General features: G+C 58.6%; 30 protein-coding genes and 1 other RNA gene. 16 read left to right on the top strand and 15 right to left on the bottom strand.

The window, feature by feature from the left end:
- Positions 1 to 72: 72 nt before the first annotated feature.
- Positions 73 to 588, bottom strand: coding sequence for a c-type cytochrome (locus ACFWW4_RS06350; protein WP_411890076.1), 516 nt, complete (start codon positions 586 to 588; stop codon positions 73 to 75).
- A gap of 119 nt (positions 589 to 707) precedes the next feature.
- On the opposite strand from ACFWW4_RS06350, the gene ACFWW4_RS06345 reads away from it, so the two are divergent.
- Entirely contained in the window at positions 708 to 1556 is an 849-nt protein-coding gene (locus tag ACFWW4_RS06345) for a prephenate dehydratase (RefSeq protein ID WP_411890075.1), read from the top strand.
- Between the two features lie 63 nt (positions 1557 to 1619).
- On the opposite strand, the gene ACFWW4_RS06340 is transcribed toward ACFWW4_RS06345, so the two are convergent.
- Both ACFWW4_RS06340 and nudC read right to left on the bottom strand, forming a co-directional pair.
- Positions 1620 to 2084, bottom strand: a complete 465-nt coding sequence (locus ACFWW4_RS06340; RefSeq protein WP_411890074.1) for an SRPBCC family protein — start codon at positions 2082 to 2084, stop codon at positions 1620 to 1622.
- A gap of 46 nt (positions 2085 to 2130) precedes the next feature.
- The gene (gene nudC / locus ACFWW4_RS06335) at positions 2131 to 3081 is read right to left on the bottom strand and encodes an NAD(+) diphosphatase (RefSeq protein ID WP_411890073.1); all 951 of its coding nucleotides are present in this window, start codon (positions 3079 to 3081) and stop codon (positions 2131 to 2133) included.
- Between the two features lie 95 nt (positions 3082 to 3176).
- Between nudC and ACFWW4_RS06330 the strand changes: the two genes are divergently transcribed.
- On the top strand, positions 3177 to 5045 hold the full coding sequence (locus tag ACFWW4_RS06330; RefSeq protein WP_411890072.1) for a bifunctional 2',3'-cyclic-nucleotide 2'-phosphodiesterase/3'-nucleotidase: 1869 nt from the start codon (positions 3177 to 3179) through the stop codon (positions 5043 to 5045).
- A gap of 39 nt (positions 5046 to 5084) precedes the next feature.
- An RNA gene (gene ffs, locus ACFWW4_RS06325) (signal recognition particle sRNA small type) lies at positions 5085 to 5183 on the top strand.
- A 337-nt stretch (positions 5184 to 5520) separates the two neighbouring features.
- Here the strand turns inward: ffs and ACFWW4_RS06320 are convergent.
- Complete coding sequence (locus ACFWW4_RS06320; protein WP_411890071.1) at positions 5521 to 7092, bottom strand: hypothetical protein; 1572 nt, start codon at positions 7090 to 7092, stop codon at positions 5521 to 5523.
- A gap of 552 nt (positions 7093 to 7644) precedes the next feature.
- Between ACFWW4_RS06320 and rsgA the strand changes: the two genes are divergently transcribed.
- On the top strand, positions 7645 to 8676 hold the full coding sequence (gene rsgA, locus ACFWW4_RS06315) for a ribosome small subunit-dependent GTPase A (protein WP_411890070.1): 1032 nt from the start codon (positions 7645 to 7647) through the stop codon (positions 8674 to 8676).
- Positions 8677 to 8695: 19 nt separating this feature from the next.
- Here rsgA and ACFWW4_RS06310 read toward each other — a convergent pair whose 3' ends face one another.
- Both ACFWW4_RS06310 and ACFWW4_RS06305 read right to left on the bottom strand, forming a co-directional pair.
- Positions 8696 to 9010 carry a DnaJ family domain-containing protein gene (locus ACFWW4_RS06310; protein ID WP_411890069.1) on the bottom strand — a complete coding sequence of 105 codons (315 nt, stop codon included), beginning with the start codon at positions 9008 to 9010 and terminating at the stop codon, positions 8696 to 8698.
- A 262-nt stretch (positions 9011 to 9272) separates the two neighbouring features.
- On the bottom strand, positions 9273 to 9986 hold the full coding sequence (locus ACFWW4_RS06305; RefSeq protein WP_411890068.1) for a DUF6502 family protein: 714 nt from the start codon (positions 9984 to 9986) through the stop codon (positions 9273 to 9275).
- Between the two features lie 80 nt (positions 9987 to 10066).
- On the opposite strand from ACFWW4_RS06305, the gene ACFWW4_RS06300 reads away from it, so the two are divergent.
- On the top strand, positions 10067 to 10795 hold the full coding sequence (locus ACFWW4_RS06300; RefSeq protein WP_411890067.1) for a hypothetical protein: 729 nt from the start codon (positions 10067 to 10069) through the stop codon (positions 10793 to 10795).
- A gap of 18 nt (positions 10796 to 10813) precedes the next feature.
- Here ACFWW4_RS06300 and ACFWW4_RS06295 read toward each other — a convergent pair whose 3' ends face one another.
- Both ACFWW4_RS06295 and ACFWW4_RS06290 read right to left on the bottom strand, forming a co-directional pair.
- Entirely contained in the window at positions 10814 to 11305 is a 492-nt protein-coding gene (locus ACFWW4_RS06295) for a protein phosphatase (protein WP_411890066.1), read from the bottom strand.
- Positions 11292 to 12827 carry an ankyrin repeat domain-containing protein gene (locus tag ACFWW4_RS06290; protein WP_411890065.1) on the bottom strand — a complete coding sequence of 512 codons (1536 nt, stop codon included), beginning with the start codon at positions 12825 to 12827 and terminating at the stop codon, positions 11292 to 11294. Before ACFWW4_RS06290 ends, ACFWW4_RS06295 begins: the two co-directional genes overlap by 14 nt.
- 185 nt (positions 12828 to 13012) lie before the next feature.
- Between ACFWW4_RS06290 and ACFWW4_RS06285 the strand changes: the two genes are divergently transcribed.
- Entirely contained in the window at positions 13013 to 13375 is a 363-nt protein-coding gene (locus ACFWW4_RS06285) for a YidH family protein (RefSeq protein ID WP_411890292.1), read from the top strand.
- A 66-nt stretch (positions 13376 to 13441) separates the two neighbouring features.
- Positions 13442 to 15187, top strand: a complete 1746-nt coding sequence (locus ACFWW4_RS06280) for a DNA polymerase III subunit gamma/tau (RefSeq protein ID WP_411890064.1) — start codon at positions 13442 to 13444, stop codon at positions 15185 to 15187.
- 8 nt (positions 15188 to 15195) lie between these two features.
- Here ACFWW4_RS06280 and ACFWW4_RS06275 read toward each other — a convergent pair whose 3' ends face one another.
- The gene (locus ACFWW4_RS06275) at positions 15196 to 15801 is read right to left on the bottom strand and encodes a histidine phosphatase family protein (RefSeq protein WP_411890063.1); all 606 of its coding nucleotides are present in this window, start codon (positions 15799 to 15801) and stop codon (positions 15196 to 15198) included.
- 130 nt (positions 15802 to 15931) lie between these two features.
- Between ACFWW4_RS06275 and ACFWW4_RS06270 the strand changes: the two genes are divergently transcribed.
- A complete protein-coding gene (locus ACFWW4_RS06270) occupies positions 15932 to 16276 on the top strand; it encodes a YbaB/EbfC family nucleoid-associated protein (RefSeq protein WP_411890062.1) in 345 nt (114 codons plus the stop codon).
- Positions 16277 to 16351: 75 nt separating this feature from the next.
- A complete protein-coding gene (gene recR, locus ACFWW4_RS06265) occupies positions 16352 to 16945 on the top strand; it encodes a recombination mediator RecR (RefSeq protein ID WP_393926849.1) in 594 nt (197 codons plus the stop codon).
- A 4-nt stretch (positions 16946 to 16949) separates the two neighbouring features.
- Here the strand turns inward: recR and ACFWW4_RS06260 are convergent, their stop codons facing one another.
- On the bottom strand, positions 16950 to 17843 hold the full coding sequence (locus ACFWW4_RS06260; protein WP_411890061.1) for a LysR family transcriptional regulator: 894 nt from the start codon (positions 17841 to 17843) through the stop codon (positions 16950 to 16952).
- Positions 17844 to 17963: 120 nt separating this feature from the next.
- On the opposite strand from ACFWW4_RS06260, the gene ACFWW4_RS06255 reads away from it, so the two are divergent.
- Positions 17964 to 18578 carry a class I SAM-dependent methyltransferase gene (locus ACFWW4_RS06255; protein WP_411890060.1) on the top strand — a complete coding sequence of 205 codons (615 nt, stop codon included), beginning with the start codon at positions 17964 to 17966 and terminating at the stop codon, positions 18576 to 18578.
- Positions 18579 to 18615: 37 nt separating this feature from the next.
- On the opposite strand, the gene ACFWW4_RS06250 is transcribed toward ACFWW4_RS06255, so the two are convergent.
- The gene (locus ACFWW4_RS06250; RefSeq protein WP_411890059.1) at positions 18616 to 19371 is read right to left on the bottom strand and encodes a DUF1013 domain-containing protein; all 756 of its coding nucleotides are present in this window, start codon (positions 19369 to 19371) and stop codon (positions 18616 to 18618) included.
- Between the two features lie 134 nt (positions 19372 to 19505).
- On the opposite strand from ACFWW4_RS06250, the gene ACFWW4_RS06245 reads away from it, so the two are divergent.
- Positions 19506 to 20135 (top strand): ribonuclease T2 family protein, encoded by a 630-nt coding sequence (locus ACFWW4_RS06245; RefSeq protein ID WP_411890058.1) that lies wholly within the window; start codon positions 19506 to 19508, stop codon positions 20133 to 20135.
- Here ACFWW4_RS06245 and ACFWW4_RS06240 read toward each other — a convergent pair.
- Positions 20132 to 20896: an NAD kinase gene (locus ACFWW4_RS06240; RefSeq protein ID WP_411890057.1), complete on the bottom strand. Its 765-nt coding sequence runs from the start codon at positions 20894 to 20896 to the stop codon at positions 20132 to 20134. The two genes, ACFWW4_RS06245 and ACFWW4_RS06240, sit on opposite strands and share 4 nt — an antisense overlap.
- 177 nt (positions 20897 to 21073) lie before the next feature.
- Here ACFWW4_RS06240 and glyA point away from each other — a divergent pair, with 177 nt between their 5' ends.
- A complete protein-coding gene (gene glyA, locus ACFWW4_RS06235) occupies positions 21074 to 22369 on the top strand; it encodes a serine hydroxymethyltransferase (RefSeq protein WP_411890056.1) in 1296 nt (431 codons plus the stop codon).
- 54 nt (positions 22370 to 22423) lie between these two features.
- Here glyA and ACFWW4_RS06230 read toward each other — a convergent pair whose 3' ends face one another.
- Positions 22424 to 22792, bottom strand: a complete 369-nt coding sequence (locus ACFWW4_RS06230) for a hypothetical protein (RefSeq protein WP_411890055.1) — start codon at positions 22790 to 22792, stop codon at positions 22424 to 22426.
- A gap of 78 nt (positions 22793 to 22870) precedes the next feature.
- Here ACFWW4_RS06230 and ACFWW4_RS06225 point away from each other — a divergent pair, with 78 nt between their 5' ends.
- Both ACFWW4_RS06225 and ACFWW4_RS06220 read left to right on the top strand, forming a co-directional pair.
- A complete protein-coding gene (locus ACFWW4_RS06225; RefSeq protein ID WP_411890054.1) occupies positions 22871 to 23614 on the top strand; it encodes an alpha/beta fold hydrolase in 744 nt (247 codons plus the stop codon).
- A gap of 67 nt (positions 23615 to 23681) precedes the next feature.
- Positions 23682 to 23795, top strand: a complete 114-nt coding sequence (locus tag ACFWW4_RS06220; RefSeq protein WP_393930368.1) for an entericidin A/B family lipoprotein — start codon at positions 23682 to 23684, stop codon at positions 23793 to 23795.
- An 87-nt stretch (positions 23796 to 23882) separates the two neighbouring features.
- Here ACFWW4_RS06220 and ACFWW4_RS06215 read toward each other — a convergent pair whose 3' ends face one another.
- The gene (locus tag ACFWW4_RS06215) at positions 23883 to 24197 is read right to left on the bottom strand and encodes a TraR/DksA family transcriptional regulator (protein WP_411890053.1); all 315 of its coding nucleotides are present in this window, start codon (positions 24195 to 24197) and stop codon (positions 23883 to 23885) included.
- A gap of 166 nt (positions 24198 to 24363) precedes the next feature.
- Here ACFWW4_RS06215 and ACFWW4_RS06210 point away from each other — a divergent pair, with 166 nt between their 5' ends.
- Together ACFWW4_RS06210 and ACFWW4_RS06205 are read left to right on the top strand one after the other, a co-directional pair.
- Positions 24364 to 24498 carry an entericidin A/B family lipoprotein gene (locus ACFWW4_RS06210; protein WP_411890291.1) on the top strand — a complete coding sequence of 45 codons (135 nt, stop codon included), beginning with the start codon at positions 24364 to 24366 and terminating at the stop codon, positions 24496 to 24498.
- A gap of 283 nt (positions 24499 to 24781) precedes the next feature.
- Positions 24782 to 25099, top strand: coding sequence for a hypothetical protein (locus tag ACFWW4_RS06205; RefSeq protein WP_411890052.1), 318 nt, complete (start codon positions 24782 to 24784; stop codon positions 25097 to 25099).
- On the opposite strand, the gene ACFWW4_RS06200 is transcribed toward ACFWW4_RS06205, so the two are convergent.
- Complete coding sequence (locus ACFWW4_RS06200) at positions 25078 to 25665, bottom strand: hypothetical protein (protein WP_411890051.1); 588 nt, start codon at positions 25663 to 25665, stop codon at positions 25078 to 25080. The genes ACFWW4_RS06205 and ACFWW4_RS06200 overlap by 22 nt on opposite strands.
- Positions 25666 to 25732: the final 67 nt, after the last annotated feature.

Genomic DNA, 25732 nt, shown 5'->3' with positions numbered 1-25732 from the left:
TGACCACACGATACCGCGCATGAAAAAGCCGCCCGTACCGGGGCGGCTTTGGTTTTTCAGCGATATCGGAACTCAATCATCCAGACTGTCAAGATAGGCAATCAGGTTCGCCCGGTCCTCGACACTGCGCATCCCGTTGTAACCCATTGCGGTGCCGGGCGCCCAGCTGCGGGGATTCTCCAGGAACCCGTTCAGGTTCTCCGGTGTCCATACATCGGCCACCTCGACCAAAGCGCCGGAATAGTTGAAATCGTCATAAAAAGCGACCTCACGACCAACAACACCATAAAGAGCAGGACCCGTGCCATGGACACCCGCCTCAAGCGCATGGCACGACCGGCAGTTGCGCCACAAGCCTTCGCCATCAGCAGCACTGGCCGAGGCCATCACAACCGGGAAATCAACCTCTTCAACGACCTCAACTTCGCCATCTTCGCTCTCGACTTCGATCACATAAGCCTGCGCATGGTCGCCATGCCCGTCACCGCTGTGATAGATCAACTCCGCGACCCAGGCACCCAGCAGATAGATCAGCAATGTGCCGCAAAGTGCCCCAACCGTCTTGGTCATCGTCATTGTGTCGAACATGTCGCGTTCCATTCCGTTCAAAGTTTTGCGGTATCTATCCGCTTCCCACGCCGGGTTGCAAGGTGTACTGGCGCGACGAAACGCCCATTTTTGTCGTATCTGACGGGGAGGACACGATCATGTCGCAAAAAATCGCGTTCCAGGGTGAACTGGGAGCTTACGGGCACGAAGCCTGTGCCGCGAATTATCCGGATTATGAGCCCCTGCCCTGCCCTACCTTCACTGCATCGATCGAGGCCGTGCGCAATGGCGACGCCGATCTGGGCATGATCGCGGTTGAAAACTCGACCTATGGACGCGTCGCTGACGTACACTCCCTTTTGCCCAAAAGCGGACTGCATATCGTCGATGAAAGCTTTGTGCGGGTGCATATCAATCTGCTGGCGCGCAAAGGGGCCAGCCTGGATGATATCAAGACCGCATTCGGGCATGTGGTGATCCTGCCGCAATGCACGGGCTTCCTGCGGGAACACGGGATCACGGGCCGGGTCAAATCCGACAATGCCAAGGCCGCCCGCGATGTCGCCGAAGGTGACGACATGACAATCGGCGCACTGGCCTCGGAACTGGCGGCGGACATTTACGGACTTGATGTGCTCGCCCGCAATATCGAAGACACCGATAACAACACCACCCGGTTTCTGGTCATGGCGCGTGAACCTGACTACCGCAGACGGGGTGAACATGGGATGATGACCAGCTTTGTGTTTCGGGTGCGCAACATCCCCGCAGCGCTTTACAAGGCCATGGGCGGGTTTGCCACCAACGGGGTGAACATGACCAAGCTGGAAAGCTACATGGTCGGCGGCGCTTTCACGGCGACGCAGTTCTATGCCGAAATCGAAGGGCATCCTGATGACCGCAACGTGCAACTGGCACTGGAAGAACTGCAGTATTTCACCGATCTTCTGCATGTGATGGGGGTCTACCCCGCCGCCGCCAGCCGACGCGAACCCGCAAAGGACTAAGCGCGCGGCAAAGGAATTTCTCGAAATTCCTTTTGCACAAAAATATTCTGGAATTTTTTTGCCTCAGCTCGCCTTGCGGTAAGCGTCCTCGATATCTTCGGCAAATTCCACCACGCGCGCTTTGAACCGCTTGGTCAGCTTGACCTTGGCCAGCTTCATGGATTGCAACAGCAACCGGGCGGTCAGCGATTTCGCCCGCAGATCCATCGCCACTGCAACGCGGGTGCGCCCACGGGACAAGGGGACCAGTTCCACAGTCGTGGCCACGCTCAGCCCATCCGACACCGTATCGATCCGATAATGATGGGGCGGGTCAAGCTCACTCACCGTTGCACGCATCCGGCGCTCCCGCTGGCGAAAGGTAAAGACAATGTCCCAGGACGATCCGACCCGATAGGGTCCGCTATCAATGCGCGTAATGTCGGCCCCGTGGCGCAGCGCGCGCCGCTCAAACCCGGCAAAATCGCTGACCTGCGCAAAGACGTGATCGACCGGGGCTTCGATATCTTCGCGCGTGCTGAATTTCATGTCATCTGCCCCAGTTCGAACACCAACAGTCTAACAAGACAAACGGTTAATCAAGCCTGTCTGCCAGCCAATTCTGCAGTAGAAAATGGGCAATCGCCCCCTTGCGGGCCGGCAGGATGTCAGGATGTTGCCCGGCAAAGGCCTGCGCCATCTCCTCCCGACTGACCCAGCGGGCATCCTCGATCTCCGCCGGATCAAGGGTCAGTTCTGTGCCCAATGCCTCACCCATACAGCCAAACATCAGTGACGCCGGAAACGGCCAGGGCTGGCTTGCCAGATAGGTCACAGGACCGACACGCACACCAACCTCTTCGAAAACTTCGCGGCGCACGGCGGCCTCCATCGTCTCGCCGGGTTCGACAAACCCCGCCAGACAGGAATACATGCCCTCAGGCCAACCGGGCGACCGACCCACCAATGTCGCGTTGCCATGAGTGATCAGCATGATCACAACCGGATCGGTGCGCGGATAATGGTGCCCGCCACAGGCCGGGCAATCACGCTGCCAGCCCGCCATCGCCAGCACGCTTTCTGCACCGCAAAGCGCACAAAAGCGGTGGGTCCGATGCCAGCCAAACACCGCTTTGGCCGTCGCGGCCAGTTCCGCATCACGCAGGCTCAGCCGGGTCATCACGCCGCGCAATTCGGCAAAAACCACGTCATCCGGCATCGACGGGTGGTGCTGTTTGGTCCGGTCCAGAAAACTGTCCATCTCCGATGCATCCAGATCAGGCGGTTCCCAACCCGATATGTCAGCCGCAAAAATAGCTGACCCACCGTCACGGCCCAAAAGGACCAGACCTTCGCTTGCATCCTTTAGGATAGGGTGGTCCATAGGGACATGGAAAAGACCCTCGTCCGCGATCATCGGTTTGCCCCGCCACAACACAATGGATTGACTGTCAGGACGTTTGGCCAAATCCTGTGCCTGGCTGCGCCATTCTGCCGCACGATCAAGGCCGGAGCCACCAAATGTAACTGTTTCAGCAATTTTCATTACGCCGCAATGACATGTCAGCCAACCGAGTTCAAACTTTTCCGTCGTTGGGCTGTGGCAATCACATCGATTCACCTTATAGTTGAAAAATGATCATGAGTTCGCCTGAAGATGAGGCTGTTGAAGTTCAAGGGAGTGACCCGAAAGCACGTCTGCGTATTCTCGAAACGACTGACCTGCACATGCAGCTGCTGGCCTATGATTACTTCGCCGATCACAGCGACAGCGACACCGGGCTGATCCAACTGGCCGACAGGATCGAAACACTCCGATCTGACACGTCCTGCACCAGCGTACTTTTTGACAATGGTGATTTCATTCAGGGCAATCCGCTGGCCGATTACGTGGCCAGCAACGGCACGGACGGCCAACCGCATCCGATGATCGCCGCCTTCAACACCCTGCAATATGACGCGATCACGTTGGGAAACCATGAGTTCAACTACGGACTCGATATGCTGCGCGCGGCGCTCGCCGATGCCAGATTTCCCGTGACCTGCGCCAATACCCACCAGATCAAGGGTGATGCGCTGGCCCTGCCTTATGTCATTCTCGACCGGGATATGCCCTGCGACGACGGCAAGACCCGCACATTGCGGATCGGCGTCACGGGCTTCGTGACGCCACAAATCACGGTCTGGGACCGGGTCGCCCTGAAGGGTGAGCTTGAAACCGAAGACATTGTCTTTGCGGCAGAGCGGGTGGTCCCGCAGATCAAGGCCGACGGGGCGGACATTATCATCGCGCTCTGCCATTCCGGCATCGGCGCCGCTGATCATTGCGAAACCATGGAAAACGCCGCCGTCCCACTGGCCGCCATTCCCGGCATTGATGTCGTGCTGACCGGTCACACACACGAGATGTTTCCGGGTGATGATCAGCCCAGGACCAACTTCGTTGATCCGGTGAACGGCACCCTGCATGGCAAACCCGCCGTCATGGCCGGGTTCTACGGCAACTGGCTGGGGGTCATTGATCTGCAGCTTGGCTGGCACGACGGATCATGGACCATCCAGACCCATCAGTCGCGGCTTGAACCGTGTTCAGCCCGCGACAACGGCCCAAGCCCTTTGCAAAAACAGCTTAGCACGCATCTGCAAACCGCCCACAGCGCGACGATCAGGCATATCCGGCAGCCCATCGCCCTGACCGAGGTGCCGATCCACAGCTATTACGCCAATATCGTCCCTGACCTCACCCAGCAGCTTCTGGCGCGGGCGCAACAGGGTTTCATCCGGCGCGTCATGGCCGGTAGCCAGTATCATGCGCTCCCTGTCCTGTCATCGACCTCACCCTTCCGGGCGGGCGGGCGGGCCGGGCCAAGCCATTACATCGACATCAGCCCAGGCGCGATTGCGCTGCGTGATGCAGCGGCGATCTATCCTTTTGCCAATACGCTCTGCGGGATCAGGCGCAGCGGGGCGCAGATCAGGCAGTGGCTGGAACGGGCAGCCTCGCATTTTGCCCAGGTCATCCCCGGCCAGCATGACCAGCCCATGATCAACCCGCACAGCCCGGCCTATAATAGCGACACGATTTTTGGCCTTAGCTATGAATTCGACCTCTCGCAGCCCGCACATTTCGCCCCTGATGGCAGCGTGATCAACGCACAGGCCGGGCGGGTGCGGGCGCTGAAGTATCAAGGGCAGCCTGTGGGGGACAATGACAGCTTCATCGTCGCCGCCAACAGCTACCGGACCCATGGCGGCGGCGGGTTCCGCGGGGCGGTCGAGGCCGACATTCTCTACCAATCGACCAAATCCGCCCGGGACGTGCTGATCGACTATCTGCGCAGCAACGAAGTTGTGACGCAACCGGCCAGCCACACCTGGTATTTCACCCATCTGCCCGACACCAGCGCCATTTTCCAATCCGCCCCCGCCGCAAGCAAATACACAGCACCCGGCGTTAGCCATGTGGGGCCAGGCACAGGCGGCTTTGACCAATACCGGTTTACCTTCTGACCGCTTGCACTGATGCGGACGGCCCCTTATATGGAACCTTGAGAGGTTGGCGCGGGCGAGCGCCTCGCCAACCTGGTCAGGTCCGGAAGGAAGCAGCCATAACGAGCCCCGCTTGGGTCGTTGTCCAACCTCTCACCTCAGGCGAATGTGCCAAAGGCAAGATCGCCGTCAGGGACACCGATGTATCCAGCCATAGAGCTGGCATAATCGATAGAACGTCTACTGCCTCATGCCGATCTGGCGCACCGTCTCAACAATCGTCGCACCTTGTCCTTGCAGAACTTTAACTTGCCGGAGCTTTGATGCTATGCCTCCCGCCCTCGCTCGTTTTCCAGCCATCGCTGATCTTCCAATTTGCAGAACAAAACTATCCCAGTTGGTGCACCACTTTCGGGAGGTACTTTGGGGTCAGACCAAGAAGCTAACTACCATTAACGCTGTTCCTGCCAAAAATGGTGAACCGCAGCGTAAGCTTTTAAGGGCTTGGGCGAAAGGTCAGCAACAATCCACTGTCGTTTTGTGCCACGACCTCGGCGACGGCTCTGACGCCGTAATTCTCCTCTAGTGCGGTAAGGATCAGAGTGATCTTGGCGTCAGCGCCGGCATCCGCAAACAACAATAATGCGGCGTCCTCTGCCAAGAGGCTTTGGTGGCTTTCGTAAGCTGAGTTGTCGGGGTGCAGCGTCATCCAACCGGCAAAAAAAACCTTGCCCAGGAGCGGGTCCAAGTCGTTGGTGAAAAGTCGGGAGTATTGAACGCGCACAGCGTTAGCGTAAACAAAGACTGAGCCGTCCCACATCTGAATTATTTCTGACTGTGCAAAAAATTGTCCGTGCACCCGCAAATTGCTAATAAGTCTGTCTTTTGATTCAAGCAAAAAGAACAGTGATACCCAGATGAGCGAAAGATATGCCATCCACGCAGTCCGTTTTGCCACCAACTGAAGGTTGAGAAAGAAAAGCCCCGAGATAACAGATGCGACCGCCGCAAGCACAACACGTTCTTTTAGAAGGGCGAATACACTGACGTAGAGCAACGGTGCAAGAAATGTGATGCAGGCGGCGAGCAACACTAACTTTTGTATGCGCCCGGGTACCACGCTCACCAAAACTAACAGCGTCACAACCACCAATTGCACAGTGGTGCGAGACAGCAGTTTTTTGAAGGCATGAAACCAATCACCCAATGTCAGGCTTTGCTCTTTCTGAATGACAGCTGCATGGATCGCTTCTAGGTCTGCTTGATTAATTTCCAATGGATCCGGAAAAAATTCCACCAATAATGCAAAGTCATTGGCAGAAATTTCATCGGGTAATATTTCAGACGCCAACACCGCATTTGGATTATCATTCACTTTTCCGCGAACATCGTTGAACGCGACATACGCCGGATTGAGCGACTGATACGCGCGTTCACTGTACACATGAAGACCAAGACCTATGACGACAAGACCGGCAAGACCTAACCAGCATCGTAACACATTCGTCTGGCGCCAGATGGCCAACACAAAAAATGGAGACCCCACCAAAAGAACCAGCATCGCTGCATCAAACCGCAGCAAAAATCCGTATAGGACCAGCGCGGCCCCAATCAGCCGCAAAGTGCGTGTCCTTCCAGTCAAAACCACCCAAGCCCCAACAGCCCCTGTGAACGCCGCGGCTGTCGTGAACTGCATCTGAATGATTATGCATAGCGCTAGACCTCCGAAGACCGTAAATGCAAAAGTGTTGACGGCTTGTTTTGTGCGGAACCGGTCAATAGCCGTAATGGCGCCAAGTGCGCAGCAAGCTGAAAGCGCAAAAAGCATCGTTCCCGGGTACCAATCCAACTCGGGCATAACCTGATATAGACTGCTTAGCGCAACACCCAGGATGTAGTTAATGAATACCAAATTCGAAGACGGCTCGCCGCTGTACACACCGCTGGCGAGTAGCATCATGACGATGTCGTCATTTTCTTCGAAGCGCATAGGTAGAAATAGGAAAGTCAGCAAAAAAATCATAGCGCTGAGGGCTAAGAATTGGATTGGCAAAGAAAATATCTTCATTATCCTCCATTAAGCGAACAATCTAGATCTACACAAGCAAGTATTCTGGGTGTTCGTGGTCGTGGCATTCGCGTCGCATCATTCCAGCAAGCGTAGGATGGCTGACTTCATCCTCCATCCCGTTTCAGAATTGCTGCCACCACCCCTTCAAACCCGCCCCCAATCCTTAACACCGCATTCACACTTCCACCGCTCGCCCCGTTAACCCCGCCAAACCCGCCCAATGGGTCCGACGCAAGTCCGACGTTTTGCCGACACATCGCCGACCGCCGATTTGGCCAATAACCCTCGCGTTAACTGGCCTTGATCCGATTCGCGCCAACAGGGGTGTTGCGCGCCCCTCTTCACATCACCGAACTTTGCGCACCACTTGTTGCACCGCCCTCGTAAAGATGGCATTCTGCCCCCGGCAACTTCGAAAAAGGAGGACAAAAATGATTGTGCGATCCATCCTCCCGGCCCGGGTGCGCTGAAGCTATTTCCGTCCCCTCGTCCGGCCCCCGCTGACGCATCTGCGCCAGCAAACGCATTTCCTTTGACGAGGATAACCCATTGAATACCCTGACACGCGACGCACTTGGCTGGTCGCCTTTCTACATGTCCCAGCTCGAAATCGAAGAGCTGGAAAACCTCACCCCTGCCCGCATCTCCACGGTCCATCGCGACCGGGTCGTGGCGCTTTCCGAAATCGGCCCGCTGGAACTCACGCTCGATCCCGGCATCACGACCGGCGCGGTCGCGGTCGGCGATTGGGTGCTTTGCAACCCGGCCCAACACCGGCTGACCCGCGTGCTGGATCGCAAGACCGAGCTTAGCCGGGGGACCGAATACCACACCGGTGAAAAGCAACTGATCGCCGCCAATATCGACACGCTTTTCATCACCACATCCTGCAACAATGATTTCAATCCGGCCCGGCTGGAACGCTATCTCGCCCTCGCACATGATGCGCTGATCACGCCCGTCATCCTGATCACCAAGGCAGACCAGACCGACGATCCAGAGACTTACGTCGATCAGGCCCGCAGGCTTGGCCGGGATCTGGAGGTACTTGCGATCAACGCCAAATCCCACACGGTAGGCGAAACCCTCGCCCCCTGGTGCGGCAAGGGGCAAACGGTCGCCTTCGCCGGCTCTTCCGGCGTTGGCAAAACCACCATTGCCAACGCGCTTACCGGCGAGCATGCGGCCACGCAGGACATCCGCGAGGATGACGCGCGTGGGCGTCACACCACCACGGGCCGCTCCCTGCACCAGATCCCCACCGGCGGTTGGCTGATCGACACGCCGGGCATGCGCGGGCTGGGCGTGGCCGAGGTCGCATACGGGATCGACGCCACATTTCCCGAAATCTCGGAACTGGCCGAACAGTGCAAATTCCGGGATTGCGAACATGACAGCGAACCGGGCTGCGCGGTGCAGGCCGCCATTGCCGCCGGTGATGTGGATCCTGACCGGCTCAGGCGGTTCCAGAAACTCAAACGGGAAAACCAATACGCGACCGAAACCATCGCCCAGGCGCGGGACCGGTATCGCAAATTCGGGAAAATGGTCAAAAACGCCCAGAACAAGAAAAAGCGGTAGGGTGGGGGTTTACCCCACCTCAACCGAACCGCTTGACCGCCTCTATCTCCAGCGCAAGGCGCATTTGCAGATCTGCAAGGGTCTTCATTTCCGCCTTGCGCGCGGCCTGATTGGTCAGGCCTTTCAGCCGGGTCTTTGACGCCGCGATCTGTTCCTTCAGAACCACCATCGGGGATTTGACATCGGCCTCCTTCGCCATCCGGTCGAGCAGCGCATCCTTCGGTTTGCCAAGATGCTCCAACGGCTTGCCCGCCCCCGGCAGATTGTCGAACTGGCCTTGTTTCTCGGCTTCGGCGATCTTCTGATCAATCAATGAAATAAGCGGGTGATCCATAAGACCCTCAATCGGATGACACTGCGTTCGTATAAGATGATGACCCGTCAATTGGTAGCGCAATGACCAGACCGTCGAAATCAGACCGACTTCACCAACAGTCTGCCAATACATCCGTATCAACAAGACATTTGCTGAATATCCTAAACAGCCATCTCCTGCATCACCGGTGCGCCGGTGCCACCGATCCCGCCATCCTGTTCGGTGGGTGCGGCGCAGGCTGCAAGGCCCAGCAACAAAACGATTAGAACCACACGCCGCATCACGCCTCATCCTCTTTGTAGAAATACCCGCCCGCGCGGAACCGCATATGGCCCGGCTCGGTGGCCTGCAATGCGGCTGCGCGCGCGTTGATCTGCTGCAAGACCAACATCTGGGCCTCCCTGTACTCGGCCTCCAGCACGGCCACAGCGTCTGCGGACAGTTGGTTGTAATGCACCGCACGTTCAAAAAACGGGGCCGGGTCCTGCATCACGTTCGCAGTCGCTGCTGTCAGGAAATCGCCCCCATTGCGCGCCAGATAATCCAGTTGGGCGCCCGTTCCGGGCAGCGGCTGATAGGACCGCGCCAGTAGCTCAACCATTTCTTCATCTGCGACTGCGACAGTGCCCGCATCCCGTAGCTGCGCCAACATCGTGGCCGGGTGCACATCGCGGCGAATCTCCTGCGCGAGCGAATCAAAGGATTTGCGCGTTAATGCATCCCCGCCCTGTGCGACCCATTGCGCAACGAGGCGTGACAGATGATTGACGGGCGGCTGCGCATCATCCGGCTCTGCCCGCAGACGCACGATGTCGCGGCGTTGCAAGCCTGTCATGACGCTCAGGCGGCTATCAGTGACCTTGCCGTCAATCTGGCCAATCGCGGCGCGGACAAACTGTGCCTTCAGCCGCTCGGCCGCTTCTGCAAACAGGACGCCACGCGCGACGCAAAGGCGTGCAATCGGGGCAAGCAAGGCATCAAGAACGGTTTTCATATGTGCAAATTGCACATTTTAAGTTGACAGCACAAGCAGATTCAAAATATGTGTAATTTGCACATTTTTTGGAGAACCCTATGACGCGCCCCCTCATCGCACTTATCCTTCTGGCGCTTGCCGCCTGCGGCCCCAGCATCCAGACAACATCCGGCGCCGATTTCATCGCTGCCACACCGGCCAGCTTTATCGACGAAGACATCGCCAAGGCCGCCGCTGTCGAACCCAACCTGCGCTTCCCGGCCCGCATCGGGATCGCACGGATCGTTAATGGCAGTCTGACCCTGCCGCCGGCAGAGGAAACGGCGCTCTTCGCCGATATCGCCGAACGCAACAGCCGCTATGGTGAATTTGTCCCGGTCAGCCCGCTGATCATGGCGATGACCGGCAGTAATGCGACCGGCATCAACCGGCACCAGTCCGACACAGCAGCGGCGGCGATCCAGCAGATACGGCTGACCTCCGCCCGCCAACATCTTGATTACGTGATCATTTACGAGATCGGGGCTCGCAGCCGCACCGGCAACACCCCCTTTGCGCTGGCCGATGTCACGCTGGTGGGCGGAATGCTGTTGCCAACCCGGAATATCAGCGTCGCGGGCATCGGTGCCGCAGCCTTTGTTGATGTGCGCAACGGATATCCCTACGGCACCACGCAGGTCACGGCTGATCTGTCGGGTTTTGCCCGCACCTTTCAAGCCGACCGGCGCAGCAATGAATTGCGCGCGCAAGCCACCCTGAAAGTGGCCGAAGCGCTGGTGCCGGATATCGAAACGATGCTGTCAGAGCTTGCGGCCCGCGCCCGGTAGGATGGGTCAAGACCCATCTTACGCCGTGGCACCGCCGCGTGCCCATGCCATTTGCGGTGCTGTCTCCACCGCGCATGGGCGCACCCGGCGCAGCCTTGCCAGGGCTGCGTCGGGATCTTCACCTGCCGCAATCATCAGCCGCAGACACATCATGCCCGACCGCCCGCAACCACCAAAACAATGGACCAGCACACGGTTCCCCTGCCCCAGCGCGCCCAGCGCCTGATCCCGCACGATGGGCCAGTCCAGATCATCGTCGGGAACGCCAAAATCGGGCACCGGCAGATGCAGCCAGCCGATCCCTTCATTCGCCAGATCGCCGCCAAGGCTCCCCGCCCCTTTCCGGTCCAGCTCCACCTGCGACGTCATGGAAATCACCAGCGACGGTCGCCACTCCATCAGCCGCAGCCAGTCGGTATAGTAATGCCGCGTGCGCCCGGGCATGGGGGTGATGGCCAGTTCACCACCCCCCACGGGCAGGCTATGGATCACAAACTCAAGCAATCCCATGCTCCACAATCTGGCCCGGATGCGCCTCTGCCCAATCGGCCAGAAACGCGGCCACGTCCGGTTCACCGGCCAGATCAATCGCCCGTTTCGGCAAGGCCACGCCATGCTCCAGCGCGAGCGTCAGACAGGCAATGTGATCCCGTTCCGCACGGGCCGGGCAGTTTTCCGATCCGTGGATGATGGTGCTAAGCAATGTACCGCCATACCCATTGACATGACTCAGGTCCGGACCAAGCCGGAGGAAACAGGTCACCATATCTGGCAGGCCCAGCCAACCGGCCATCTGAACAGGCGTCATGCCCTGCGCATCAGGGGCATCCCACGGCAGTCCAACCGCAACCAGCGCCTCTACATGTGGCAAAGGGTTTGGCAGCGACAATATCTCGGTGATGATATTGGTGAAGGCCGGCGGAATCTGTGCGATATCAATCCAGCGACCTGGCACCACTTTTCCTTGCGCACAATCAGCCAGAATTTGCTCGGTCTGCGTAAGGCGCCGCATATTGCCTCGCTTTTGCAAAAGCTCGCACAGGCTGTCATTGCCAAAAACGCAAGCCGCGGCATAGGCGCTGCTGCCCTGCCAGCTCAGCCCCGGATTGGCACCCGCATCCAGCAACAGTTCGACCATATCCGCCCGCGCATGCCGACGCGCCGCCTGAAAAAGTGCAGGCACAACGAAAGGGGCCTCGCCACCCACCTCATCGGGCGTAAATTCATTGGGATCGGCCCCGGCATCCAGCAACATGCGCACCGCCGCCACATCGTGAAAATCCATCGCCCGAAGCAGCGCATTGGTACCTTTCGGATCAGCCCCATGCTCCAGCAGCAGTTTCAGACCTTCTTGGTGACCCAGTTCCGTCGCGTGATAAAGGCTTTCGCCATCATTCGGATCCGCCCCATGATCCAAAAGCCAGCGGCCCAGCGGCATATTCCCCGCATGGCCAATCGCGCCATAAAGCGCCGAAAGCCTATGATCACTGCCCGGTTCATGCGGAAAGCCGTCATTCACATCCGCCCCATGGGCGACAAGCAATTCAGCAATCGCCAGCATGTCCGACTCCTTCTCGGGCCAGGCCGTCAGCATCTTTGAAAAGGCCAGATGCAGGATCGGGCGACGCGGCCCGACCGCCCGGGTCGCGGCCTTCGGATCATCGGCCAGAACGCGGCGCACGGCGGCCAGATCAAAAAGTGCCACCTGCAGGCCAAAGGCACCCTCTGCCAGATCGGGCGTGTCCCAGATCATCTGCTGGACAACCTGCACCTGCCCATGAAAAATCGCGATCTTCAGCCGTTGCTGCTTGGCCGCACGGTCCATCCCTTGGGTCTCAACCGCAATCTTCATCTGCGGCCAGCTGGGAAAATTCTGTTCGCGGGCAATCACATGCAGAAAATCGGCGTGTTTCAGATCGCCCTTGCGGGGATTGACCACATCAACACGGGCAATGGCGGGTTTATCGCCGCTTTCGTAAAGTCTATGAAGGGTTTTCGCCTGCCTGCGCAAGGCATCAAGTGGGTCTGTCATTGGCTTCCTCACCATGTCTCCCGCCGGTTCGCTGATCCGGGAAAATGAGAAAGACCATGATCGGTCATCCAAAGGTCGTCATTGGGTGCATCACGCTGTCCGCGAACCTGGGTGCCGCCCAACACGGCTCGCATTTCGTAAACCAGACCCTCGCCTTATGCAAGTATCCGGCTATTGTCATGGTCATGAGTGACAGCAACGAACTTGCCGAAACACGCACCGATTGGGCCGAAGACCGCACCATTCTGGCCAACGAACGCACATTCGCGGGGTGGATGCGGACAGGCATGGCCTGTCTGGGCGTGGCGCTGGGGCTCAAGGCGGTGTTCTCGGGGTTCTCGCCCACATGGGTGCCGAAACTGGTGGCCAATGTGTTCGTCATTGTCGCCATCTTCATCTTCTGGTCGGCGCGTAACAAATCCTGTCAGACGCTCAGGCGGATGCAAGACCACGCAACCACCCCGCAACCAACCACCAACATGACACTGATCGCCGTTGTCATGACCGTCGGGGCGATTGCCACCGGGGCCATTCTCTGGTGGCTCTGAGCGCGGTGGACCTTGGTGCAACCCGCCCTTAGTCTGACCCACGTTCCGAATCCCACAAGGGCCGCCATGACCGACCAACCCCGCTATCAAGTGCTCGCCCGGAAATACCGGCCCGAAACCTTTGCCGATCTGGTGGGGCAGGATGCGATGGTGCGCACGTTGAAAAACGCGTTTGAAGCGGATCGGATCGCGCAAGCCTTTATCATGACGGGCATCCGCGGCACCGGGAAAACCACGACAGCCCGCATCATCGCCAAGGGCATGAACTGCATCGGCCCAGACGGCCAAGGCGACCCAACGACCGATCCATGCGGGCAATGCGAACATTGCGTGGCGATCATGGAAGGCCGCCATGTGGACGTGATGGAAATGGATGCCGCATCCCGGACCGGTGTGGGCGACATCCGCGAGATTATCGACAGCGTCCATTACCGCGCCGCTTCTGCCCGCTACAAGATCTACATCATCGACGAAGTGCACATGCTGTCGAAAAACGCCTTTAACGCCCTGTTGAAGACGCTGGAAGAGCCGCCCGAACACGTCAAATTCATCTTCGCCACAACCGAAATACGGCAGGTCCCGGTGACTGTGCTGTCCCGCTGCCAGCGGTTCGACTTGCGCCGGATCGAACCGGAGGCGCAGATTGGCCTGTTGCGCAAAATCGCAGATGCCGAAGGCGCGGCCATCACCGATGAAGCGCTCGCACTGATCACCCGCGCCGCCGAAGGGTCCGCCCGTGACGCGCAATCGCTGCTGGATCAGGCGATCAGCCACGGGGCGGGAGAGACAACCGCAGAACAGGTGCGCGCCATGCTCGGGCTGGCCGACCGTGGCCGCGTGCTCGACCTCTTCGATATGATCCTGCGGGGTCAGGCGGCCGACGCGCTCACCGAACTCAGCGCGCAATATGCTGACGGCGCCGATCCGATGGCGGTCCTGCGTGATCTGGCAGAGGTCTGCCATTGGGTCAGTGTCGTGAAAATCACGCCAGAGGCGGCCGAGGACCCGACGATCAGCCCCGATGAACGCACCCGCGGTCAGGCCATGGCGGGAGAATTGCCCATGCGGGTGCTGTCACGCATGTGGCAGATGCTGCTCAAGGCGCTGGAAGAGGTCGCGATGGCCCCCAATGCCATGATGGCCGCCGAAATGGCCGTGATCCGCCTGACCCATGTGGCCGACCTGCCCAGCCCGGACGAATTGGTGCGCAAGCTGCAAGACGCCACACCGCCGCCAACCGCCCCCGCAGCACCACGCGCGGCCCCGTCCGGCAACGGCACCAGCGCGGTCTCTGCCACCCCTGCCCCGACCCATTCCGCCCCAGCCGGTCCAACCGCATCTGGCGCGCAAACAGCCGTGGCTTTGGCAACCGACGCCCTGCATCATTACGCCCGGTTCGAGGATGTGGTCGAACTGATCCGCGCCCACCGCGATGTCAAACTGCTGGTAGAGGTCGAAACCGGGCTGCGTTTGGTCAGCTACCAGCCCGGCCGGATCGAGGTGAACCCGACCCCTGACGCCGCCCCCGACCTGATCGGACGGCTGGGATCACGGCTGCAAGCCTGGACCGGCAATCGCTGGGCGATCAGCGTTGCCGATGGCGGCGCCGCCACAATTGCCGAGTTCCGCGACGCCGCCGAAAACGCCATCCGGTCCGAGGCCGAGCAACATCCGCTGGTCCGGGCAGTGATTGCCGCATTCCCCAAGGCCAAGATCACAGAGATCCGGACTGAGGCGGAAAAGGCCCAGGACGCCCTTGAAGACGCCCTGCCTGAAGTGGATGAAGAATGGGACCCGTTCGACGACGATTGAGGCGCGATTTACATCGCGCCCGCCCAGTCATCCGGCCCGATACGGCCCATCACTTCGAACCCTCCATCACCATCTGGTGCTATCACGTAAGCCACACCTTGCGGTTCAGGATAAATCCCGGTGGCCGCCTCGAACGGATCGTCGTGGCCGACAATGACCAGGTTACCGGCCTCCGGCATCTGTGAGATCAGCGGCGTGACCCCATCGCGCATCATGGCAATGTCCGCATCGGTGTAGTCTTCCGCCGGGGCAAAGTTCAACTTTTCGGTCATCTCGAACCGGCCAAAGGCCAGATCAGCCGTCTGCCAGGCCCTGCAGTATTCTGACGAAATGACATCACCCACAGGGATCTCGAGCGCTGCAATCGCGTCTCCGATGGACTTCGCCTGTGCCCAACCGGCAGCACTCAGCACCCTTTGGGTGCCGCAATCACCCAATACCGCCTCGACCTGATCGGCATAGTCTCGTTCGGTCTGGGCGTGGCGCAGATAGATCACATGACCGCCCTCTTGCAGCGCGGCGATCAGGTCCTCTAGCGGCATGTCGGCAGCCGCCGATGCAGTTGGCAGGGCGAGCCCAAGAGACACCAGAATAACGGAAGAGAATCGAAACATAAGAGGTCCTTTCAATACCTGAGTGATTCTGTCAGAAATAATACCTGACTTGGCGACGATGACAATGCGGCGCTTGCGGGCACGCGGCCAAACGCCTATCTCTGACGAAACTTCATGTAGGAGAGATGCGATGCTCAAAGGACTTGGCGGGCTTGGCGATATGGCCAAGATGATGAAACAGGCACAGGAAATGCAGGGCAAGATGGCCCAGATGCAGGAAGACCTGGAAAACGTGATGGTCACGGGCGAAAGCGGTGCCGGGCTGGTCAAGGCGACGGCAACGGCCAAGGGTGAATTGAAGGGTCTGGATATCGACACGTCGATCTTCAACGGCGATGACAAGGAAGTTGTCGAGGATCTGATCCTGGCCGCGATCAAGGACGCCCAGTCCAAGGCCAATGAAAGAGCACAGGAAGAAATGGCGAAAATGACCGAGGGGCTCGGGTTGCCGCCGGGCGTAAAGTTACCTTTCTAAGCGCAAATGAATTTTCTCGAAAATTCATGTCACAGAACAAATTTATAGAAATTTGTTCGCCGCCACCGGAACGACATGAGCAACAGCACCGAAGACCTTGAAAACCTGATCGCGCTGATGGCCAAACTCCCCGGCCTTGGGCCGCGCTCGGCACGCCGCGCGGTTCTGCATCTGATCAAGAAACGCAGCCTGCAACTGATCCCGCTGGCCGAGGCGATGCACCGGGTCGGCACAACCGTGCGTGAATGCCTCAATTGCGGTAATGTCTGCACCAGCGATATCTGTGACATCTGCCAGTCGGAAAAGCGGGCTATCGGACAGATCTGCATTGTCGAAGATGTGGCTGACCTTTGGGCGATGGAACGCAGTGGCGTGTTCAAAGGACGCTATCATGTGCTGGGTGGCACGCTATCCGCGCTCGACGCGGTCGGACCGGACGAATTGCGCATTCCGAAACTGATCGACCGGATCACGACCGAACAGATCACCGAGGTCATCCTTGCCCTCGGCGCCACGATCGATGGTCAGACCACGGCGCATTACATCGCCGATCAGTTGCCTGATGTCACCGTCACCTCACTGGCCCAGGGTGTGCCCGTTGGCGGCGAACTGGATTATCTGGATGACGGGACGATTACCGCAGCACTCAACGCCCGCAAGGCGCTTTAGGCCGCTAATGCATCTCCTGCAGGGCCTCTGCCAGTGTATCGAACACGATCCGGATCCGGCGGCTGGTGCGCAGTTCGCGATGTGTCGCCAGCCAGACCGGGAATGAGATATCGGGATGATCAGGCAGAACCTTTTCGACCAGTGGATCAGGTGCGCAAAGGATCACCGGCAAAACTGCGATACCAAGATCAGCTTTCATCATCTCCCACATGGCGACGCCGCTGTTGCTTGCGGCCCTGAACTGATGCGGTGCGACGGGAAAACCGAATTCAGCCAAGGCCATGATCAACCGCGGGATATCTTCGGCACCGATAAAATCATGTATTGCCAGATCATCGACACTCTCGGGCCGCCCCTTGGCATCCAGATAAGCCTTTGATGCATAAATGTTTCCGGTAAAATCCGCCACCCGGCGGGCAATCAGGTCCGGCTGATCCGGCTGCACATGCCTTATCGCGATATCGGCATCGCGTTTCGTCAGGTTCTCAACCTTGTTGGACGCGACAAGATTGATATTGATGCCAGGTGCAACCTCGCGCAGCTTGGCGATAATCGACGGCATCATCCTGGCCGAAAACAAATCGCTTGCGGTGACCGAGACCGTGCCCGCAACATCCTGCGACTGGCCGGAGGCTACCATGGAAATCCGGCTTGCCGCGTCGCCCATCGCCTGCACATGTTCCAGCAGATCCTGACCCGCGCCGGTGATCGTCAGGGTCCGCCCGGCTCGCTCGAACAGGGTGACGCCCAGAGATTCCTCAAGCGCTGCCACTTGCCGGCCCAATGTGGGTTGCGTGGATTTCAAAGCGCGAGCGGCTGCACTCAACGATCCTTCCTCTGCGGTCGCGAGGAAAGCGCGCACTTGATTCCAGTCGAATGAAACAGCCTGCCAATTCATACATTTCTGTATATCGAAACGACGATATTAGGCAATTCATATTATATTTCCGCATGGATATTGTGCTGGCGAAACTTAATGCAAATGACGATGCAACCCATGCACAAAGGAAATGACGATATGACCGCCGCAGCCTTCTGGGACAAAATAGCCCCGAAATACGCCAAGCGCCCCATCGATGACGTGCCCGCCTACGAGGAGACGCTGGACCGCACCCGTAGCTTTCTGCACCAGAATGACCGCATCCTTGAAATCGGTTGCGGCACAGGCAGCACCGCCCTTTTGCTTGGCCCCAGTGTGCAGCATGTGACGGCGACTGATATCTCACCACAGATGATCGCCATTGCACAAGACAAGCTGGCTGACGGGCCGGACAACATCACATTCCAGCAGGCCACGGCCCTGTCACCGCTAGCCGGTGCCCCTTATGACGCGATCTGCGGGTTCAATATCCTGCACCTGCTGGGCGATCTGCCACGAGTGCTGGCCCATCTGAAATCATCCGTCAAGCCGGGCGGATTTGTCATCACCAAAACGCCCTGTCTGGGCGAGATAAATATCGGGCTGCGCGTGATCGTCCGGCTGATGCAGCTGGTGGGCAAGGCCCCTTATGTCAACAGCTTCACAATCAAGGAACTGGAGGCCGCATTCAAAAAGGCGGGCCTTGATCTTGTCGAAACCGGGCACTTCACCACCCACACCAGCAACAGGTTCATCGTCGCACGGCGACCCTGAAGAAAAGGCCCGGGGCGATGACCCGGGCCTTTTCTGATCAATCGTCGTCTTTGCCGTCATCATCCGGCAGATTGAAGAAGCTGTCGGCGTCAGACACGTCGCGGTTATCCTCTTCCTCGTCCTCATCGCCACGCGGATCAGACAGGCTGAAGGTTTCCAGCCCCTCGATGGCGCTTGGCATCTTGGGCTCTGGCGCCATACCCAGCGACTGTTCGGTGCTGACCAGCTTGCGCCGTTCATCATCCGACATCACAGTGCCTTCCTTGGCCTTCTTGGCATTGGCTTTTTGCACAGCGGCGTCCAGTTCGGACTGCTTGCAAAGCCCAAGGGCCACCGGATCAATAGGGTCGATATTGTTGATGTTCCAATGGGTCCGGTCGCGGATCGCCTGAATGGTCGGCTTGGTGGTACCCACCAGCTTTGAAATCTGACCGTCGGACAATTCAGGGTGGAATTTGACGAGCCAATAGATCGACGCGGGGCGATCCTGACGCTTGGACAGGGGTGTATAGCGCGGGCCGCGGCGCTTTTCCTCGCCCACAGCGGCGGGGTTATGCAGCAGCTTCAGCTTGTGCGTGGGGTTCGCTTCGGCCTTGTCGATCTCTTCCTGGGTCAACTGCTTGTTGGCAATCGGGTCGAAGCCCTTGACGCCCATGGCCACATCGCCATCAGCAATGCCCTGCACTTCCAGTTCGTGCAGGCCGCAGAAATCGGCAATCTGCTTGAAGGTGATCGTTGTATTGTCGCAAAGCCAGACGGCGGTTGCCTTGGCCATAATCGGTTTGTCAGACATCTGTCTTCTCCTCATCATCGGACAAAGCTATCCCGCACCCTTGAATTGGGCAGACCGCTGATTGGGCCGGGTTCGCATTGTCGGGGAACTTGAAGCCTATATAAGGGCGGCAATCCCGTTAGGAAAGATCAAAAATGCGCCGACTTCTCGCCCTTCTTACCCTACTTGCCCCACCTGCATGGGCCCAAGACGTGGCCGGAGAGTTCGATTATTACGTGCTGTCGCTGTCGTGGTCGGCCAATTGGTGCGCACTGGAAGGCGATGCGCGGCAATCGCCGCAATGTGACGCAGACCGCGACCATGGCTGGATCCTGCACGGGCTTTGGCCGCAATACCGCTCGGGCTATCCTGAATACTGCCGCAGCGGTTTCAGCCCACCGTCACGCAGCGACACGCGCGCGATGGCCGACATCATGGGCACATCCGGTCTGGCCTGGCATCAATGGCGCAAACATGGGGTCTGTTCCGGGCTGTCCCCTGACGATTACTACGACCTGTCGCGTCAGGCTTACGAGAAATTCACCCGGCCAGAGGTGTTTCGCCAGCTGGAAAACCCGGTCACCCTGCCCGCGAAAGTGGTGGAAGAGGCATTCTTGCGCGACAATCCCACCCTGATGCCCGACCACATCACCATCACCTGCAAACAAGGGTATATTCAGGAGGCGCGGATCTGCCTGGATCGCGACCTGAACCCCATGCTCTGCGGTGATGATGTGGTGCGGGATTGTACGCTGGACGATGCGCAATTCGACCCGATGCGTTAGGCGAATTGTTCCCGGATCAGGCGCTCTTCCAACCCATGACCGGGATCGAACAGGATGCGGTGGCGCACGGTGGGCTCTGACCGGATTTCCACACTGACCACGTTGCGCACCGACTTGCCGTCAGCCTCTGCCATCACCGGGCGCTTGTTCGGGTCAATGACGTCCAGCCGCACCACAGCGCCCTTGGGCAATAACGCCCCGCGCCAGCGGCGGGGGCGAAAAGCCGACACTGCCGTCAGGGCCAAAACATCAGACCCAATCGGCAGGATCGGGCCGTGGGCCGAGTAGTTATACGCGGTAGACCCCGCAGGCGTCGCCACCAGCGCCCCGTCACAGACCAGTTCATTCATGCGCAGCTTGCCATCGACCGTGATCCGCAGCTTGGCTGCCTGCGGGCCGGCGCGCAGCAGGCTGACCTCGTTGATCGCCAGCGCCTCGTGCATTTCCCCATCTGCGGTCAGGGCGGTCATGACCAGCGGGTTGATGATCTCTTCTTCGGCCGCATCCAGCCGGGCGCGCAGACCATCCGCACCAAATTCGTTCATCAGAAAACCAACGGTGCCGCGGTTCATCCCGTAAACCGGAACATCCAGACCTTGGGTCGCATGCAGGGTTTGCAGCATGAAACCATCACCACCCAGCGCCACTATGACATCCGCATCATGCGCCTCCACATCGCCATAAGCCGCGGCCAATTCACGCTGCGCGCTTTGCGCAATCGGCACCGGGCTGGCCGTAAAGGCGATCTTGGGGCGTGGCATGGACGAATTTCCCTTAAGTTCCGATAAGTTGTGCGGCGATCACACCCGAAACGCAAGTCGCCGATACGAAACGTGGATGACGGCCTCATAAACATCTTGGTCGTTTTGATGCTTTAGAACCCACAATGCTTGGGGTATGAGGGCGCAAATGTACCGCTTCCAAGGGGGGATGCACCCATGAACGTCACCGTGCGCGACGACGGCTTTTTCACCGAAACACTGGAAACCCGCGACCCGGAAATCCACGCAGCCATGCAGGCCGAGTTGAAACGCCAGCGCGAAGAGATTGAGCTGATCGCGTCGGAAAACATCGTCTCTGCCGCCGTGATGGAAGCACAGGGCGGCGTGATGACCAACAAATATGCCGAAGGTTATCCCGGGCGCCGTTACTACGGTGGCTGCCAGCATGTGGATGTGGCCGAAAACCTCGCCATTGATCGCGCCAAGCAGTTGTTCGGATGTGAGTTTGCCAATGTGCAGCCGAACTCTGGTAGCCAGGCCAACCAAGGTGTGTTTCAGGCCCTTCTGCAACCAGGTGATACGATCCTCGGCATGTCGCTGGATGCAGGCGGTCACCTGACCCACGGGGCGAAGCCAAACCAGTCGGGCAAGTGGTTCAATGCCGTCCAATACGGTGTGCGCCGTCAGGACAGCCTGCTGGACTATGATGAGGTCGCGCGCCTGACCGACGAACATAAGCCAAAGATGATCATAGCCGGCGGATCGGCTATCCCACGCATCATCGACTTTGCGAAAATGCGCGAAATTGCGGATAGCGTCGGTGCTTATCTGTTGGTGGACATGGCCCATTTCGCGGGGCTTGTCGCCGCCGGTCTCTACCCCTCCCCCTTCCCGCATGCACATGCGGCCACGACGACGACGCATAAAACCCTTCGTGGTCCGCGCGGTGGCATGATCCTGACCAATGACGAAGCGCTGGCGAAGAAATTCAACTCCGCCATCTTCCCCGGCATTCAGGGTGGTCCGCTGATGCATGTGATCGCCGGCAAGGCCGTGGCGTTTGGCGAGGCGCTGCGCCCGGAGTTCAAAACCTACCAACAGCAGGTGGTCAAGAATGCGCAGGCAATGGCCGATCAGTTGATGAAAGGCGGGCTCGATATCGTTTCTGGCGGAACCGACAGCCACCTGATGCTGGTCGATCTGCGGCCCAAGGGGGTGAAAGGGAACGCGACCGAAGTGTCATTGGGCCGCGCGCATATCACTTGCAACAAGAACGGCATTCCGTTTGACCCAGAAAAACCAACGGTGACCTCCGGTATCCGCCTCGGCTCACCCGCCGGAACGACGCGCGGTTTTGGTGAACCGGAATTCCAGCAAATCGCCGACTGGATTGTGGAAGTCACTGAAGGGCTGGCGGCCAACGGTGAAGACGGCAACAGTGCAGTCGAGGCCAAGGTGAAGGCCGAGGTTGAAGCGCTTTGTGACAAGTTCCCGATCTACCCCAACCTTTGAACACCGTAAGATGGGTTTAAACCCATCTTATCGGCGGCTCTGCTGCGGGACCGATCAGACAAAGCCCCGCTGCACGAGCACGTAGAGAACCACGACAAAGATCACGATCAGCGCCAGCGCCACAGAGGCCGCGATATTCAAGACCAGCGTCCAAAGCGCCGCACGCGGGTTCATCGCCTTCAGATGCGCCACGATATTGGCATGGGCGCGCGCGGCCCGTTTGTCATCCACCATCCGGCCCAGTTTGGGGTTGGCGTTGATCTTTTCCGCATCGATCAGGAACTTCAGATCACGGCGGATCCGGCGCGGCAACCGACGCCCGGCACGACGGGTCTGTGCGCGCAAATCGCGCCCCTTGACCCACATCTGCGTCTCCATCAGCGTGCGGATTTCTTCAATATATGTGGGCAGTTGCTGGGCCATATCAGCCCGATTAGTGCGCTTTGCAACAAGGCTCAATCGTTCTGGCAATCCGTGGCGTTCAAGGGTTAGAACAGATGCATGTTGAACACGGTTTCCTATGATGGGCCCGACGGGGTGCCGCTGCTGATTGTGCATGGGCTTTTTGGGTCGGCGCGCAATTGGGGGGTGATTGCGAAACGGCTGGCGGCGACGCGGCCGGTGATCGCCGTGGATATGCGCAATCATGGCGCAAGTCCTTGGTACGACACGCATTCTTATGGCGGTATGGCCGCAGACTTGGCGGCGGTGATGGACCAGCCGATGGATGTGTTGGGGCATTCGATGGGGGGGAAGGCCGCGATGGTGCTGGCGTTGGAAAACCCGAGCAAAGTCAACAGGTTGGTCGTTGCCGACATTGCCCCTGTCGCCTATTCTCATACGCAGATGGGGCCGATTGAGGCGATGCGGCGGGTTGATCTGGACGGGATCGAAAGCCGGGCGGATGCCCGCGCACAGCTGGGCGATCTGGAACCGGGGGTGCCGGAGTTTCTGCTACAAAGCCTTGATATGAAAGAGAAACGCTGGCGGCTCAACCTGGATGTGCTGGTGGCAGAGATGGACGCGATCATCGGATTTCCGGATGTTTCAGGCAGCTTTGACGGGCCCACATTGTTCCTGTCAGGGGGCAATTCCGACTATGTGAAAACCGACTATCGCACTGAAATAAAAAAGCTTTTCCCCAACGCCAAATTTGCGAAAATCCCCGGCGCGGGCCATTGGCTGCACGCGGAAAAGCCGCGCGAGTTCGAGGCGGCGGTGGCGGCGTTTCTGGCCATGACCTAAGCCGTCTTGCCCGATCACGCATCGCCCGCTAACCTGACCCAAGCCATTCAAATCTAAAGAGGTTCCCATGATCCGCGCTGCCCTTATCATTGCCGTCCTCGGCCTGTCCGCCTGCGAAACCGTCAAGGGCGTGGGGCGCGATATCTCGAACGCTGGCCAGGCGGTCGATAACGCGCTTTAGGGCCAAAAAACCCGGTCGGCATCGCGTCGGACTTGCGTCGGCAAAGCGTCGGACCCCAACGGGCCGGCAGTTAACACTTTGCTAAGGTCAGACGGCGCAATTCTTGCACAGGGCGGCGTCTGCCAGCAGGTCCAGCCGGGCATCCGAAATCGGATCGCCACACTGGGCGCAGATGCCATAGGTGCCCGCCTTGATCCGGGCCAGTGCGGCGTCGATGCGTTTGAGCTCGGTCAGTTCGGCCTGGCCCAGCGCCTCCAACACCTCATCCCCCTGCCGCTCGGCCGAGCGGTCCTCCCAATCCTGGGAGGGGGTTTCGTCAAGCTGATCCTCGATCTCCTGCAGGTCCCCCACAATCTCGGCGCGGCGGGCGAGCAGTTTCTGTTTTTGAGTTTGGATGTCCATTGCGGTGCCTCCTTTGGATCAGAGGATGGCGCAGCGCGGGGGGCGGTGCTTTGATATGGGTCAAGGCCATTTATCGCCGATTGAGCGGCAGGCACGGGAACCGGCAGGGGGCTGATGCGTTGAGATTGCAATCGCAACCAAAAGAAAGGCTCAACCCATGCGTATCATGTCTATCGTCGTTCTGGCCCTGTCCAGCTTTACCCTCGCCGCCTGTGAAACGGTGCAAGGGGCCGGTCAGGATATCTCAAACGCAGGTGACGCGATTGCGGAAGAGAGCCGCGAGGTCCAGTCGGACCTGTAAGCGCAGCGCGATTGACGCGTTGCGGAGCAGGCCCCCGGGCCTGCTTTTTTTGTTGCGGCTTGACCTTGCACTAATGAGCTGAGGGCAACGCCCGAACTTGGATGGGGCTGACCTATCCGGCAGCGCCGCGCCCGAACCGAGGGGTGGGCGAGAAGCGCCCGCCCCGTGGGGGCGGTTCGGGCGCTGCCAAATCGGAGATTTGGCAATATCTTGAGTTGTCGACAGATAAATTCTCTATACTCTAACGGGAGTATTTGGGATAGAATTGGTAGGAGGAAATTTGATGACATATACTGAAGCACAGATTCGGCGAGAAGCACTGGTTGAGCTGTCCAACTCACAGTCAGGAACGCTCACAACAACGCAGTTAATCGATTTGTTAGAAGATAGGATGCAACCCACGGGGAGAGATGCGGAGATAGCAGATGGCCGCAGCGATACTTACTTCTCGCAAAAAGTGAGAAATCTGGTCTCACATCGAGAGCAAGGTACGGGATTAGAAACTCGTGGACTGGCAACCTATGATGCTGACAACGAAAGTTGGACGATTACTGAAGCTGGCCGCTCAGAAGCTGCTGATCAGAGTGCGCCACTCTTATAACCTACCGGCAGCCACTTAAGTTGTGTGGGGCCAGAATACTCTTGGTCCCACACAAACCATGCATACGCGGTGGTGCCACTTCCCTTTCTGACTGCCCCCTTCGGATAAAAAGTGATCCTTTCACTAAATATCCAGACAGTGCTGGGCGGTGACTCAGAGAAGATAGTGCGTTGTCTTCCAGCACTCTCCAAAAACGCCAGCCTTAGCAGGAGTGCTAGCTTCTTCTTCGATTGACGAAGCCCCGCATGAACGAAATCTTCAGCGCTATGGAATGGAGGATTGGTTACAATATTATCGACCTGAACATCCTGCAGCAGAAAATCTGAACCACTCTGTCCATAGCCACGCTCGTACATGTCACTAGCGTGAACCTCATAGCCCTTTTCCAAAAAAACATCCGCCATAGCGCCATCGCCACACGCACATTCCCAAATCATACCTTCAAACTGCTCGTTCTCAACTAGCGCTCGAGTGGCCCAAGAAGGCGTAGGGTAGAAGTCAGGCCCGTCAAGATCGGCCACCCGTTTCATCGTCGGCTGCGGCGCCAACACAAAATGCTCTGTCATATCACTGCTCGCTGTTTTTTGTCAGTTTGCATCAATTGAGACACCAAGCAACAGAGCTGTGAATCTA

The organism is Yoonia sp. SDW83-1 (assembly GCF_046762885.1).
GTDB lineage: Bacteria > Pseudomonadota > Alphaproteobacteria > Rhodobacterales > Rhodobacteraceae > Yoonia.
Note: the sequence above shows the minus strand (reverse complement) of the source record. Positions and strands in the feature narration are given on the sequence as shown.